Consider the following 14192-nt stretch of genomic DNA (forward strand, 5'->3'; position numbering starts at 1 on the left):
TTTCATCATGACCAGCGCAACAGACACCCTGACCATTGCTTCCACTGCCACCGGTGTGCCCACCCTGGTGGGTGTTTTAGGTGGGGGCCGCATGGGTGGCGGCATCGCCCATTCCTTCCTGGCTGCCGGCGCCCATGTCACGGTGGTTGATGTCAATGACGCTGCCATCGAGGCGGCACGTGGCCGCATCACCCAGGACATTGAAGGCTCCATCAAACGTGGCGCCGAGGGCACCGCGGAGGAGTGGCTGTCCCGTCTGACGTTCAGCACGGACGCCAACGCTTTCGCTGATCACCCCCTGGTGGTGGAGGCCGTGCCCGAGATCATTGAGCTCAAGGCGGATTCCTTCCGCAAGATTGCGGCGGCGGCACCCGAGGCCATCATCGCCACCAACACCTCCTCGCTGTCGGTGAGCGATCTGGCCCTGTCCGTGGATAATCCGGTCATCGGTCTGCACTATTTCAACCCGGTTCCGGCATCCAAGCTGGTGGAGGTTGTGGTGGCGGAGTCCACCCCGGCTCCCCTGGTGGAACTGGCTCGTCAGTGGGTGGCAGGCTTGGGCAAGACCCCGATTGTGGTCAAGGATGCACCGGGTTTCGCCTCCTCCCGGCTCGGAGTAGCCATCGCGCTTGAGGCGATCCGCATGGTGGAGGAGGGCGTGGCCTCACCGGAAGATATTGATAAAGCTATGGTCCTGGGATATAAATTCCCCGTCGGCCCACTCCAGCTCACCGATATCGTGGGCCTTGACGTGCGCCTCGGCATCGCCGAGTATCTCGAATCCACCCTCGGTGAGCGCTTTGCGCCACCGCAGCTCATGCGTGACATGGTCGCGCGTGGTGAACTGGGCCGCAAGTCGGGTCGCGGTTTCTACGACTACAGCTAACGCTTATCGACGACGGCGTTCGTGATCCGTGCGGTACACAGTCGATCGCCGTTGTCGTTGGTGATGATCACCTCGTGGCTACAGATAGTCCGGCCCAGTCGGATGGCGGTGGCCGTCGCGGTGACGTGTCCCTCCCGACTGGATTTATGGTGGGTGGCATTGATATCCACACCCACGGCAACCTTGCCCATGGTGGAGGCATGGATGACGGCGGCCCAGCTGCCCACAGCCTCCGCCAGCGATACCATGGCACCCCCGTGGAGGAGCCCCAGTGATTGGCGGTTGCCCTCAATCGGCATGGTCGCCACCACCTTCTCCGCAGATTCCTCGATGACCTGCACGCCCATCTTTTCATCCAGTTCACCGAGGACGATTTTCCAGAGTTCCATGCCTGCTCCTTTGATTAAAATGTGGCGGTCCCGTTGACCTTTCCACTTGTGTGACTATACTAACAATAATTACTGACCGGCCGTTCGGTTACTTCTACTTGCTCGGCCCTTTTCTCCCGAAAGGAAATAGGACCAATGACTACCGTTAACACCAGCTCCCAGTCCGCCACCGCCACCCTTGACCGCACCGAGGTCGACATTGTTCAAAGCTATCTCAGCGGCGAATGGGTAGCTCCGGAAAACCCCACCCGCATCGCCGAGGTGGAGGATGCTTCCACCGGTGAGATCGTGGCCCGGGTGTCCACCGACGGCCTGGATATCGGCGCAGCGGTTGCCTATGCCCGGGATGTGGGGCAGAAGAATCTGCGAGCACTGACCCTGCATGAGCGTTCACTCAAGCTCAAGGAACTGGCACTGTACCTGGGGGAGCACAAGCAGGAGCTCTACGAGCTGTCCTTCAAGTCCGGTGCCACCAAGCGGGACAACATGGTTGATATCGATGGCGGCCTCTCCACGCTGTTCACCTACTCCTCCAAGGGACGCCGCGAACTTCCCAATAACGATGTGATCATCGACGGTCCCACCGAGGTCCTGTCCAAGGATGGATCTTTCCAGGGCACCCACATCTACACCCCGCTGCCCGGCACCGCGGTTCAGATCAATGCCTTCAACTTCCCGGTCTGGGGCATGCTGGAGAAATTTGCACCGTCCTTCATCGCCGGCGTGCCGACCATCGTCAAGCCCGCCACTCCAACCGGATATATCACCCAGGCCTGCGTGCGCCTCATGGTGGAATCCGGCATCCTTCCAGAGGGCTCCATCCAGCTGATCTCCGGTTCCGCCCGTGACCTGCTGGACCACCTGGATTACCGTGATCACGTCGCCTTCACCGGTTCCGCGACCACCGCGGCCACCCTCCGTGCCCACAAGAACGTCCAGCACGCAGGCCTGCGCTTCAGCGCCGAAGCCGACTCTGTCAATGCCGCCATCCTCGGTGAAGATGCGACCCCGGGCACCCCGGAATTCGATGCTTATATCAAGACCCTGTTTGCCGAATTGACCTCCAAGGCCGGCCAGAAGTGCACCGCTGTTCGGCGTTCGATCGTCCCCGCCGGTCTGGTCGACGAGGTTGCGTCCGCACTTGCTGACCGCCTTACCTCCAAGGTCGTGGTCGGTGACCCCCGCGATGAGAACACCACCATGGGACCGGTTGTCTCCGTGGATCAGCGAAATGATGTGGCAGAGGCCGTCGATAAGCTCATTGCAGCTGGCGGCACCGTGCGTCTAGGCGGCCCGGAAGAGTTCGACGGCGCGTTCTTCGCACCGACGATCATCACCTTCGACGATGCTGACGCGGATGCCGTCCACGACACCGAGGCCTTCGGTCCGGTCGTATCCATCATCGGTTACACCGACACCGAGGACGCCATCCGTCTCGCTGCCCGCGGACAGGGGTCCCTGGTTGCCTCCGTGATCACCCACGATCCAGCACTGGCCACCCAGTTCGCCATGGGTATCGCCGCGCACCACGGTCGCCTGCACTTCCTGGACCGCGACGACGCCAAAACCTCCACCGGCCACGGCTCCCCGCTGCCACACCTGATCCACGGCGGGCCAGGTCGCGCAGGTGGCGGCGAAGAGCTCGGCGGCATCCGCGGAGTGAAGCACTACATGCAGCGCACCGCCATCCAGGGCACCCCTGACCACCTCACGGCCATCACGGGCGAGTGGCACCGTGGTGCTGCGATCAACCGGGTCACCCGCGCGGATGTCACCGCAGGCACCGGCGCACACCCCTTCCGCAAGGACCTGGCCACTCTGCGCATCGGCGATCAGTTCGCCTCGGATCTGCGTAAGGTCACCCTCGAGGAGATCCTGGAATTTGCAGAGAAGACCGGCGATACCTTCTACGCCCATGTGGATGAAGAGGCCGCCATGGCCAATCCGTTCTTCCCACGCCGCGTGGCTCACGGTTACCTGCTGGTCAGCTGGGCTGCCGGACTCTTCGTGGAGCCTGAGCCAGGTCCGGTCCTGGCCAACTACGGACTGGAGAACCTCCGCTTCATCACCCCGGTCACCTACGATGACTCCATCCGCGTCGAACTGACCGCCAAGCGCATCACCCCACGCGTGACCGATGATTATGGCGAAGTCTGCTGGGATGCCGTGCTCTACAACCAGCACGATGAGATCGTGGCCAGCTATGACGTGCTCACCTTGGCGGAGAAGGTGGACACCCTCTACAAGAAGTAGTAATCCCGTACGGTGACCCGCACCTGATCTCCGGCCTCCCATTCCACATGGGGGCCGGAGATCAGGTTTTTTGTTATCCGCATTCGCAGGATCAGATGAAGAACTCGATATAGGTGGAGGGGTTATCCTCATCGGGTGAGATCAGGCTGAAGAAATTGCGCAGGATGCGATCCATCTGACGGGATTCGGTGAGGAAGGCATCGTGGCCCACCGGGGAGACGATTTTGGCCATGGCCAGCAGATTTCCCAGGTTGCGCGAGAGATGCTCCTGCTGGTGATAGGGGTAGAGGATATCCGTGTCCACGCCGGCTACAAGCGTGGGTACCTTGATGGACTCCAGGGCCTTGTTCAGGCCTCCTCGGCCGCGGCCGATGTCATGGCGGTTGAGGGCATCGGTGAGGGTGACATAGGATCCGGCGTCGAAACGCTGAACCAGTTTGTCCGCCTGGTGGTCCAGGTAGGACTCCACCGCGAAGCGCTGGTCGGGGCTGCGGAAAGGACCGAGGGGATTTTCGCCGCGCTGTGCCTGGGTGCCAAAGCGTTCGTCGATCTCCAGCTCACCACGGTAGGTGAGGTGGGCGATCCGGCGGGCGGCACCCAGCCCCTTGGAGGGGTTACAACCGGATTCATAGTAGTTGCCCTCGTGCCAGTGGTGGTCATTTTCGATAGCCATGATCTGGGCGGACTGGATGCCGATCTGCCAGGCGCTCGCCCGGGCGGAGACAGCCAGGACAGCGGCGGCACCGACCATCTCGGGAAAAAGTGCCGCCCATTCCAGGGTGCGGGCACCACCCATGGATCCACCGAGCACTGCTTTCACATGGGGGATGCCGACGGCATCCAGGAACTGTTTCTCAGCCTTGACCTGATCACGGATGTCGGTGGCAGGGAAGCGGTTGCCCCAGAACCCACCTTCGGGATGTTCCGATGAAGGGCCGGTGGAACCATTGCACCCTCCGAGCACATTGGTGCAGATCACACAGAAGATATCGGTGTTGATAGCCTTGCCGGGGCCGACCAGATCGCACCACCAGTCGGCGGCGTTCGAGTCACCGGTCAGGGCGTGTTCAATGAGGACAACGTTGGTGGTTCCATCCTCAAACTCCGTGTAGTCACCCCAGCGGTGGTAACCGATGACCACGTCGGTGATGACCACGCCGGCCTCAGTGCTGATATCGCCTATCGGCTGCAGGTGGAGCTGACCTTCTGGAGCAAGTTGGGGCATCTGGGGGTTACCGCCTGTCATGAGCTTTCTAGAACTGTCGGATGTGTGGACCGTCCTGGGGTGGGAACGTGGGCCAGTGTATCTGGACAGCTCTGTCTAGTCTAGTTTTCGCGTCGCTTTCATGCACCGTGGGGATGGCAGAGCCCTGACCGGGGAAGTCGAACTCTCCGGTCAGGGCATGCTGGGGCGACGGCGCAACCTAGATGGCTGCGAAACCGCGCTCCAGGTCAGCGATGATGTCCTCGACGTTTTCAATACCCACGGACAGGCGGACAGTGCCCTGGGTGATGCCGGCACGGGTGAGGCCGGTTTCATCGGACTGGGAGTGGGTGGTGGTGGCCGGGTGGACCACCAATGAACGCACGTCACCGATATTGGCCAGGTTGGAGTGCAGCTTGAGGGCGTCGATGAACGCCCATGCCTCGTCCTTGTCGCCGGCGACCTCGAAGGTGAGAACGGAGCCGGTGTACTTCAGGCCCAGCTTCTCCTTGGTGGCGTTCCACGGGGAATCGGGCAGACCGGCGAAGTTCACCTTGGTCACCTTCTCATGGTTGTTGAGGAACTCGGCTACCTTGATGGCGTTCTCGTTATGGCGCTCCAGGCGGAGGGAGAGGGTGTCCAGGCCCTGCGCGGTGACCCAGGCGTTGAAGGGGGAGGGGGCTGCACCGGTGTCACGGAGCAGACCCACGCGGGCCTTGAGTCCGTAGGCTGCTGCACCCAGGTCGGCGTACTTCAGGCCGTGATAGGCGGGATCCGGGGTGACGAAGTCTGGGAAGACCGGCTTGCCATCGCGCTCAACGGTCCAGTCAAACTTGCCGCCGTCCACCAGTGCGCCACCGAGGGCGGAGCCGTTGCCGGTGTAGAACTTGGTCAGTGAGGCCACGACGATATCAGCACCCAGTTCAATCGGACGGGCAATGGCTGCGGTGGCGATGGTGTTGTCCACAATCAGTGGCACATTATTGCGGTGTGCAACCTCGGACACGGCGGGGATGTCCAGGACATCAGCCTGTGGGTTGGCGAAGGTCTCGCCGAAGAACGCGATCGTATTGTCCTTGACTGCGGCCTGCCAGGACTCAGGATCATCCGGGTTCTCCACGAAGGTGAACTCGATGCCCAGGCGTGCGAGCGTGACCAGGAACAGGGTCTCGGTGCCACCGTAGAGACGTGGGGAGGTCACCACGTGGGACCCGGCCCCACCCAGGTTGAGGATGGAGGCGGTGGTGGCTGCCTGGCCGGATGCGAAGAAGACGGTGTAGGCGCCGCCCTCGAGGTTGTTCACGCGGTTCTCCACGGCCTCGACGGTGGGGTTGGTCAGGCGGGAGTACACCGGCCCGAGGTTCTCCAGGGCGAAGCGCTGCTTGGCATGCTCGGCGGAATCGAAGACGAAGGCGGTGGTGAGGTGGATCGGGAGATTGCGGGCACCGGTGTCGGAATCCACTGGCTGGCCCGCGTGGATGGAGCGGGTTTCAAAGCCCCAGTCGGAAACGTCGGAGTTGTCGTATTTGGTTGCCATGTGTGGGGGTGTCCTTTTGCGAGTTGTGGGTGGGGGTGATCGGTTTTTCGTCGATAAGCACCTCTCCAGGAGAGGGCGGTACCAGCCACCCTAGTGAACCGCTCGGTCTAGTGCAATAGACCGAGCGGTTCATGCCCCGGTTGGGGTGGGCGGGGGTGTGGCCCTACCACCATTTCCCCAAATCTATGGCTCAACTCACGCCCAGGTGATATTTTTCAATAAAGGATGACCATAAGCCGGTCAACCACGGGCAGAAACCCCTGCTCACAGCTTTCCACCCAATTTGTGCCGCGGCCACCCCATACCGTGCGCAAGTTGGGTCCTCCGCCGTTTTCCGCATTCAGAGAAAGCTTGTAGTCCCGTGACAATCAAACAAGACGACGCAAGAACAGATGACAATCTGATCTACAGTAGCGCCACAGACCTTCCCGTGGGAGCAAAACCCGCGAAAATGTCGCCCACCGCGCGCGTGGGCCTCCTTGTATTCGGCGTCATGGCAGCCGTCGGCTGGGGCGCCATCGCCTTCGCCCGGGGCGAGACCATCAACTCCGTGTGGCTGGTTCTGGCCGCCGTGGGTTCCTATATCATCGCGTTCTCCTTCTACGCCCGACTCATCGAATACAAGGTGGTCAAGCCGAAGGACAACCGCGCAACCCCGGCCGAATACGTCAACGACGCCAAGGACTTCGTCCCCACCGACCGCCGTGTGCTGTTCGGACACCACTTCGCCGCCATCGCCGGCGCCGGACCCCTGGTGGGCCCCGTCATGGCAGCCCAGATGGGGTACCTGCCCGGAACCCTGTGGATCATCCTCGGCGTGATCTTCGCCGGCGCAGTCCAGGATTACCTGGTGCTGTGGATCTCCACACGCCGACGTGGTCGTTCACTCGGCCAGATGATCCGCGATGAGATGGGCACCGTCGGTGGTTTCGCCGGCATCCTGGCCACCATCACCATCATGATCATCATCATCGCCGTCCTGGCACTCGTGGTGGTCAACGCACTCGCAGATTCCCCGTGGGGCGTCTTCTCCATCACCATGACCATCCCGATCGCGATGTTCATGGGCCTCTACCTGCGTTACCTGCGCCCGGGGCGAGTCACCGAGGTCTCCATCATCGGTGTGGCACTGTTGCTGTTGGCGATCGTCGCCGGCGGCTGGGTCGCGGAAACCTCCTGGGGTGTGGAATGGTTCACCTGGTCCAAGACCACCCTGGCTCTCGCACTGATCGGTTATGGCATCATGGCCGCCATCCTGCCGGTCTGGCTGCTGCTGGCACCACGTGACTACCTGTCCACCTTCATGAAGATCGGCGTCATCGCGCTGCTGGCCGTGGGTATCCTCATCGACCGCCCTGAAATCCAGATGCCGTCTGTCACTTCCTTCGCCACCGACGGCAACGGACCGGTGTTCTCCGGCAGTCTCTTCCCCTTCCTGTTCATCACCATCGCCTGTGGTGCGCTTTCCGGATTCCACGCACTGATCGCCTCGGGCACCACCCCGAAGCTGGTGGAGAAGGAATCCCAGATGCGCATGCTCGGCTACGGCGGCATGCTCATGGAATCCTTCGTGGCCATCATGGCGCTGATCACCGCAGTGATCCTGGACCGCCACCTGTACTTCGTCATGAACGCACCGCTCGCACTGACCGGTGGCACCCCGGAAGCCGCCGCAACCTGGGTCAACTCCATCGGCCTGCCGGGCAATGACCTGACCGCAGACCAGATCCAGGACGCCGCTGACGGTGTGGGTGAAGCCTCCGTGATCTCCCGAACCGGTGGCGCACCGACCCTGGCATTCGGCATGTCCGAGATCCTGGCCAATATCTTCGGCGGGGCCGGCATGAAGGCCTTCTGGTACCACTTCGCCATCATGTTTGAAGCACTGTTCATCCTCACCACAGTTGATGCCGGCACCCGCGTGGCCCGCTTCATGATGACCGACTCCCTCGGCTCCATCCCCGGTCTGCGTAAATTCAAGGACCCGAATTGGACCCTGGGCAACTGGATCTCCACCATCGTGGTCTGTGCACTGTGGGGTGCCATCCTCCTCATGGGCGTCACCGACCCGCTCGGTGGCATCAACGTGCTGTTCCCACTGTTCGGTATCGCCAACCAGCTGCTCGCCGCCATGGCGCTGTCACTGATCCTGGTCGTGGTGGTGAAGAAGGGGCTGTATAAGTGGGCCTGGATCCCGGCTGTTCCACTGGCATGGGATGTGGTGGTCACCATGACCGCCTCCTGGCAGAAGATCTTCCACTCCAACCCGGCCATCGGTTACTGGGCCCAGAACAGCAACTTCCGCGAGGCCAAGGCAGATGGGCTGACCTCCTTCGGGGCTGCAGCCACCCCGGAGGCCATTGATGCGGTCATCCGCAACACCTTCATCCAGGGTGTGCTCTCCATCGTGTTCGCCGTGCTCGTACTCATCGTGGTCATCGCCGCCCTGGTCGTGTGTGTGAAATCCATCCAGGCACGTGCCCGCGGTGAGGAAGTCGCCACCACCGAGGAACCCGATACCGAATCCGCCCTGTTCGCTCCGGCCGGTTTCGTTGCGTCCTCGAAGGACAAGGAGATCCAGGCCATGTGGGATGAACGCGAAGCCGCAACCGGTGTTCCCGCCAACCGCGGTGTCGGACACTAGGCTGGTTGACACCATGAACAGCCTGGCCCGCACCATTCTCAAGACCCCCGCACACGTGTGGTGGTACCTCACCGAATTGATGGGGGACACCGCCTATGCCAAGTATGTGACGCACCTGAAGGCTCACCAACCCGATGCCACGGTGCCCACAGAACGCGAATATTGGCGGGCCCGCTATGCCGCGCAGGACGCCAATCCCGGCGCCCGTTGTTGTTAGCTGCTTAGTGCGCTTTGCGACGACCTCCTCATGGACACCTTGGGGAGGTTTCGTCATTCCTGCCCTGGGACTCAGACACCGGCATCTGCGGGGCGAACGAGTCCTAAATCCCCAACCACGACATCGCATCACAGACATCAGTCAGGTTAACTACGACATCGCTACTGATGTCGTAGGTGCGATGTCGTGGTAAAGGTTGTGCTACCGCGTGGAGGGGAAGAACTGACCATTAACCGTGTCGGCTGGGCCTGCGGGAGTTGGTCCATGCCGTAACCGCCAGGGCAACCAGTGCGAGGAGGATCGCCCCGCCCAGGATGAGATACTGAACAGGAATGGGGCGGGCGTCGTCGATCTCATCGATGCAGGACTGGAAATCATCCCGAAGGTCGAACTGCGTTTGGCTGTATTCGTCTGTGCGCTGCGCGAACACCTCTGCGCGGATCTCTGCCAGGCGGGTGCTCACCGCTGCGGCCTGATCCAACTGGGCAGCCACATTCACAGCAGGATCCTCGGGGATGTCCGCGACAATCTGCTTCGCCTCATCGTAGGTGTAATCGGTCTGGAACTTCTGTTGGTTCTGTGGGTCAACCACTTCGAGGTCGGTGGTGGATTCCGGTAATAACATGGCCAGGCCCTCGCCAGTCTCCAGAGCGTCCAGTCGTAACTGTAGCTCCGCAGCGGTGGGGGCTCCGGGGGATTCAGCGATGAATGCTTCAATGTCCGCCCCTATCCCGGGATCCTGCTCATCCAACTCCGCGAGACGCTGTGTGCGGACATCCTCTTCCAGGTCCTCCCAGAAGGTCACAACGCTGGAGGTGTCGTTCTCACTGGCGATGCACATCTCCTGATCCGTGTCCGCAGAGATGGTGTCCGCCGCAGCGATGGCGGGGGAGACAAGGAGCGCAGCGGTGGTCAGGCAGCCGGAGAGGGCGGTGAGGAAACGTCGGTTCATCATCTGTCCATTATCCCCAACGCCCGTGCCGTAATGCCAGCAAAACCAAACGGCCGCGACCCCAGGTGGGATCGCGGCCGCTAAGGCGTGAGGTGCTTACTTCTTCAGAGAATCAATGATCTCGTTGAAGGCAGCAACCGGACGCATGACCTCGGAGGTCTTCTCCTCGGAAGGAGCGTAGTAACCACCCAGGTCAACAGCGCGACCCTGATCAGCGATCAGGGCGGCATCGATCTCGTCGGCCTTGGCGTTGAGTGCCTCGGCAACAGGTGCGAAGGTCTCAGCCAGCTCGGTGTCCTCGGTCTGTGCTGCCAGCTCGTCAGCCCAGAACTTGGACAGCCAGAAGTGGGAGCCACGGTTGTCGATCTCGCCGACCTTGCGGGAAGGGGACTTTTCGTCGTTAAGCAGCTTTTCGGTCGCACGATCCAGGGCGTCGGCCAGGATGCCGGCCTTGGTGTTGCCCTTGGTGTTGAGCTCGTGGCGGAAGGATTCTGCCAGCGCCAGGAATTCACCGAGGGAATCCCAACGCAGGTGGTTTTCCTCAGTGACCTGCTCGACGTGCTTCGGGGCGGAGCCACCGGCACCGGTCTCGAAGAGTCCGCCGCCAGCCATGAGTGGAACCACGGACAGCATCTTGGCGGAGGTGCCGAGCTCAAGGATGGGGAACAGGTCGGTGTTGTAGTCACGCAGGACGTTACCGGTGACGGAGATGGTGTCCTCGCCGCGGCGGATACGGTCAACTGCGTGCTGGGTTGCCTCGACAGGGGAGAGGATCTGGATGTCCAGGCCGTCGGTGTCGTGGTCACCCAGGTACTTCTCCACCAGGGAGATCAGGTTGCGGTCGTGTGCGCGCTCTGGATCGAGCCAGAACACTGCAGGCATGCCGGAGAGGCGTGCGCGGTTGACGGCGAGCTTGACCCAGTCCTGGATCGGGGCATCCTTGGTCTGGCAGGCACGCCAGATGTCGCCGGCTTCCACGTCGTGTTCGATGAGGACATCACCATTGGAGGCGATGATCTGCACCTTGCCGTCGGCTTCGATGCGGAAGGTCTTGTCGTGGGAGCCGTACTCTTCAGCCTTCTGGGCCATGAGGCCGACGTTCGGGACGGTGCCCATGGTGGTCGGATCGAAGGCACCGTTCTTGCGGCAGTCCTCGATGACAGTCTGGAAGACACCTGCGTAGGAGGAATCAGGAATGATGGCCAGGGTGTCCTGGGTCTCGTCATTCTTGTTCCACATCTTGCCACCGGTGCGGATCATGGCAGGCATGGAGGCATCGACGATGACGTCGGAAGGAACGTGCAGGTTGGTGATACCGCGGGCGGAGTTGACCATGGCCAGGTCCGGACCATCGGCCAGGGCCTTGTCAAAGGCTGCCTTGATCTCCTCACCGTTGGTCAGATCCTTCAGACCGTCGTAGATGGAAGCCAGGCCGTTCTCACCGTTGAGGCCGGCTGCGAGCAGCTCCTCACCGTACTGTGAGAAAACATCAGTGAAGAACGCGCGGACGATGTGGCCGAAGATGATCGGGTCGGAGACCTTCATCATGGTGGCCTTCATGTGTGCGGAGAAGAGGATGCCCTCGTCCTTGGCGCGCTTGACCTGCTCAACCAGGAAGGCATCCAGTGCCTTGGCTGAGATGAAGGTGCTGTCGATGACCTCGCCCTTGAGCAGTGGCAGGGAGTCTTTCAGCACGGTTTCAGTGCCGTCGGCTGCGATGTGCTTGATGGAGACGGTGTCTGCCTCATCGAGGATGACGGACTTCTCGTTGCTACGGAAGTCGCTGGCACCCATGGTGGCAACGTTGGTCTTGGAGTCCGCGGACCACTCACCCATGCGGTGTGGGAACTTCTTCACGAAGTTCTTGACAGCGATCGGGGCACGGCGGTCAGAGTTACCCTCGCGCAGGACCGGGTTGACGTTGGAGCCAATGGCAGCAGCGTACTTGTCCTTGGCATCCTCGTACTCCGGCAGGTCGTATCCCTGTGCCTGAAGCTCCTTGACGGCAGCCTTGAGCTGAGGGACGGAAGCGGAGATGTTGGGAAGCTTGATGATGTTCGCTTCCGGGGTCTTTGCCAGCTCGCCCAGTTCGGTGAGGGCGTCGGAAACCTTCTGCTCTTCGGTGAGGCGGTCCGCGAACTGCGCGAGGATTCGGCCTGCGAGTGAGATGTCGCGGGTTTCGACCTCGATACCCGCGGTAGCAGCGAAAGCCTCGACGACTGGCTTCAGCGAGTAGGTCGCGAGCAGTGGGGCTTCGTCGGTGCGGGTCCAGATGATCTTAGTCATGAGTCTCCTTGTAAAATTGGGCTCTTTTGTTCAACTATCAAGAATACAGTGTCTTCCAACTTGCTGAGCCTTCAGGCGATCCCTATCAACCCCTCATCGCCACTCCCTGCTTCCAATAACCCATGAAGGCAACCTGTGAACGGTCCAGACCATGCTCTTTCACCAGAGCCCTGCGGAGCCCCGTCACCAACGCGCTCTCCCCGGCGATCCAGTAGTAGGTGTGTCTGTCAGAGCAGGTTTCTGCTAATTCCTCACCCATGGACGAAAACACAGGTGTCTCCCACAGCAGATCAGATGCGGATTCGGCGACGGTGGGGTGCGCGCGGATAAGCGTCACGCCGAGGTGCCCCAGCACAGCGGGGATGAGAAGCTCACCGTGGCCCGCGCCCAGGCGCGGCAGCCACCGGATATCCACGCCAGATGGGGTGCTGATGGGCAGCACATCAGCTGGGGTGGGTATTTCAATGAAGGCGACACCGGTGCTGTCCGGCCCCAGGTCTTCGAGGATGCGGGCAATGGCGGGTGCAGCGGTTTCATCGCCGGCCAACACGATCGCTGTGGCATCGCCTGGGGCGAACTCGATACCGGAGGGCTCCGCGCCGGGCTGCGGTGCCACGATGATGATCTCATCGCCGCGCGTTGCGTCCTCCGCCCACGCCGCAGCGGGACCGGGATCGGTGTGAATGACAAAATCCACCGTCAGGTGTACTGGGGCGACTGTTTCATCCAAGGCGCGGATGGAATAGGTACGCATGACCCCGCGTGTGGCTTCCGGCAGCGCACACCAGGTGGCGTACCAGTTCCCGTTCACGCCGGATAAAACCGGCAGTGCATGGCCGGGAGCAGGGAAGATCAATTTGATGCGCTGATCAAAAATACCCGATCCGGAGCTACCCACCCCGGGTGCGGCGAAGGTGATGCGGATGAAATGCGGGGAGAGCTTCTCAACGCTCAGCACCGTGGCTGTCACCGGTGCGTGGCTGGGGCGGCTTTTGGTTGAGGTGTTCATGGGCTGACCTTTTCCTGGGTGGTGTGGTGTCTTCCGATGGGCAGGACCAGCGGGGCACCGGATACCGGATCCGGGATCACCTGCGCGGTCACCCCGAAGACCTCGGACATGGTGTCCGGGGTGACCACCTCGGCAGGGGTGCCGGTTGCGTGAACCCGGCCCGCATTCATGGCGATGAGGTGATCGGAGTAGCGGGCAGCCAACCCCAGATCATGCAGCACCATGACAATCGTGGTGCCCAGGCGATGATTGAGGTCGGTGAGCAGATCGAGCACCTCAAGCTGGTTGGCAATATCCAGATAGGTGGTGGGCTCATCCAGCAGGAGAATATCCGTTTCCTGGGCAAGCGCCATGGCTATCCACACGCGCTGGCGTTGACCCCCGGAGAGCTCATCGACGCACCGTTGGGCCAGATCCGTGGTGCCCGTGATGTCCAGGGCATGGGCCACCGCCTCATAATCATGGGTGGACCACCGGCCCAACATCCCCTGGTGGGGATGTCGACCCCGCCCCACCAATTCCGTGACGGTGATGCCCTCCGGCGCGGTCGGGGACTGGGGCAGCAGACCGAGGATACGGGCCAGGGCCTTGCCGCGGTAGGTACCCAGGGGAACGCCATCGAGCTGCACCGTGCCGGCTGCTGGTTGCAGAAGCCTGCACAGAGCATGCAGCGTGGTGGATTTTCCGCAACCGTTCGGCCCCACGATGGAGGTGAGCCTGCCGGGTAGAAGATCCAGATTGAGGTGCTGCGCCACGGTGCGGTCCCCGTACCTGAGGGTGATGCCGTGTGCGGTGAGGGTGTGGTTGATGGTCAT

Annotated in this window: 11 protein-coding genes; 4 read left to right on the top strand and 7 right to left on the bottom strand. The window is 61.7% G+C overall.

Features of this window, described 5'->3' with window-relative positions; all coding sequences use genetic code 11:
- Positions 1–7: 7 nt before the first annotated feature.
- A complete protein-coding gene (locus CFAEC_RS02845; protein ID WP_290278629.1) occupies positions 8–886 on the top strand; it encodes a 3-hydroxyacyl-CoA dehydrogenase family protein in 879 nt (292 codons plus the stop codon).
- On the opposite strand, the gene CFAEC_RS02850 is transcribed toward CFAEC_RS02845, so the two are convergent.
- On the bottom strand, positions 883–1275 hold the full coding sequence (locus CFAEC_RS02850) for a PaaI family thioesterase (RefSeq protein ID WP_290278631.1): 393 nt from the start codon (positions 1273–1275) through the stop codon (positions 883–885). The genes CFAEC_RS02845 and CFAEC_RS02850 overlap by 4 nt on opposite strands.
- Before the next feature lie 135 nt (positions 1276–1410).
- Here CFAEC_RS02850 and paaZ point away from each other — a divergent pair, with 135 nt between their 5' ends.
- The gene (gene paaZ, locus CFAEC_RS02855) at positions 1411–3528 is read left to right on the top strand and encodes a phenylacetic acid degradation bifunctional protein PaaZ (RefSeq protein WP_290278633.1); all 2118 of its coding nucleotides are present in this window, start codon (positions 1411–1413) and stop codon (positions 3526–3528) included.
- 91 nt (positions 3529–3619) lie between these two features.
- On the opposite strand, the gene metX is transcribed toward paaZ, so the two are convergent.
- Positions 3620–4753, bottom strand: coding sequence for a homoserine O-acetyltransferase MetX (gene metX, locus CFAEC_RS02860; protein ID WP_290278635.1), 1134 nt, complete (start codon positions 4751–4753; stop codon positions 3620–3622).
- 199 nt (positions 4754–4952) lie between these two features.
- Positions 4953–6269, bottom strand: coding sequence for an O-acetylhomoserine/O-acetylserine sulfhydrylase (locus CFAEC_RS02865; RefSeq protein WP_290278637.1), 1317 nt, complete (start codon positions 6267–6269; stop codon positions 4953–4955).
- Between the two features lie 451 nt (positions 6270–6720).
- Between CFAEC_RS02865 and CFAEC_RS02870 the strand changes: the two genes are divergently transcribed.
- Both CFAEC_RS02870 and CFAEC_RS02875 read left to right on the top strand, forming a co-directional pair.
- On the top strand, positions 6721–8913 hold the full coding sequence (locus tag CFAEC_RS02870) for a carbon starvation CstA family protein (protein ID WP_290278638.1): 2193 nt from the start codon (positions 6721–6723) through the stop codon (positions 8911–8913).
- A 13-nt stretch (positions 8914–8926) separates the two neighbouring features.
- Positions 8927–9130 (top strand): YbdD/YjiX family protein, encoded by a 204-nt coding sequence (locus CFAEC_RS02875; protein WP_290278640.1) that lies wholly within the window; start codon positions 8927–8929, stop codon positions 9128–9130.
- Between the two features lie 229 nt (positions 9131–9359).
- Here CFAEC_RS02875 and CFAEC_RS02880 read toward each other — a convergent pair whose 3' ends face one another.
- The 4 genes from CFAEC_RS02880 to CFAEC_RS02895 all read right to left on the bottom strand — a co-directional run bounded on the left by CFAEC_RS02880 (position 9360) and on the right by CFAEC_RS02895 (position 14192).
- The gene (locus CFAEC_RS02880; RefSeq protein ID WP_290278643.1) at positions 9360–10085 is read right to left on the bottom strand and encodes a hypothetical protein; all 726 of its coding nucleotides are present in this window, start codon (positions 10083–10085) and stop codon (positions 9360–9362) included.
- Between the two features lie 93 nt (positions 10086–10178).
- Positions 10179–12368 (bottom strand): NADP-dependent isocitrate dehydrogenase, encoded by a 2190-nt coding sequence (locus CFAEC_RS02885; protein ID WP_290278645.1) that lies wholly within the window; start codon positions 12366–12368, stop codon positions 10179–10181.
- 85 nt (positions 12369–12453) lie between these two features.
- Positions 12454–13377: a siderophore-interacting protein gene (locus CFAEC_RS02890; RefSeq protein WP_290278646.1), complete on the bottom strand. Its 924-nt coding sequence runs from the start codon at positions 13375–13377 to the stop codon at positions 12454–12456.
- Positions 13374–14192 (bottom strand): ABC transporter ATP-binding protein, encoded by an 819-nt coding sequence (locus CFAEC_RS02895; RefSeq protein ID WP_290278647.1) that lies wholly within the window; start codon positions 14190–14192, stop codon positions 13374–13376. The genes CFAEC_RS02890 and CFAEC_RS02895 overlap by 4 nt, the downstream gene beginning before the upstream one ends.

The sequence above is a fragment of the Corynebacterium faecale genome, assembly GCF_030408735.1.
Taxonomy (GTDB): domain Bacteria; phylum Actinomycetota; class Actinomycetes; order Mycobacteriales; family Mycobacteriaceae; genus Corynebacterium; species Corynebacterium faecale.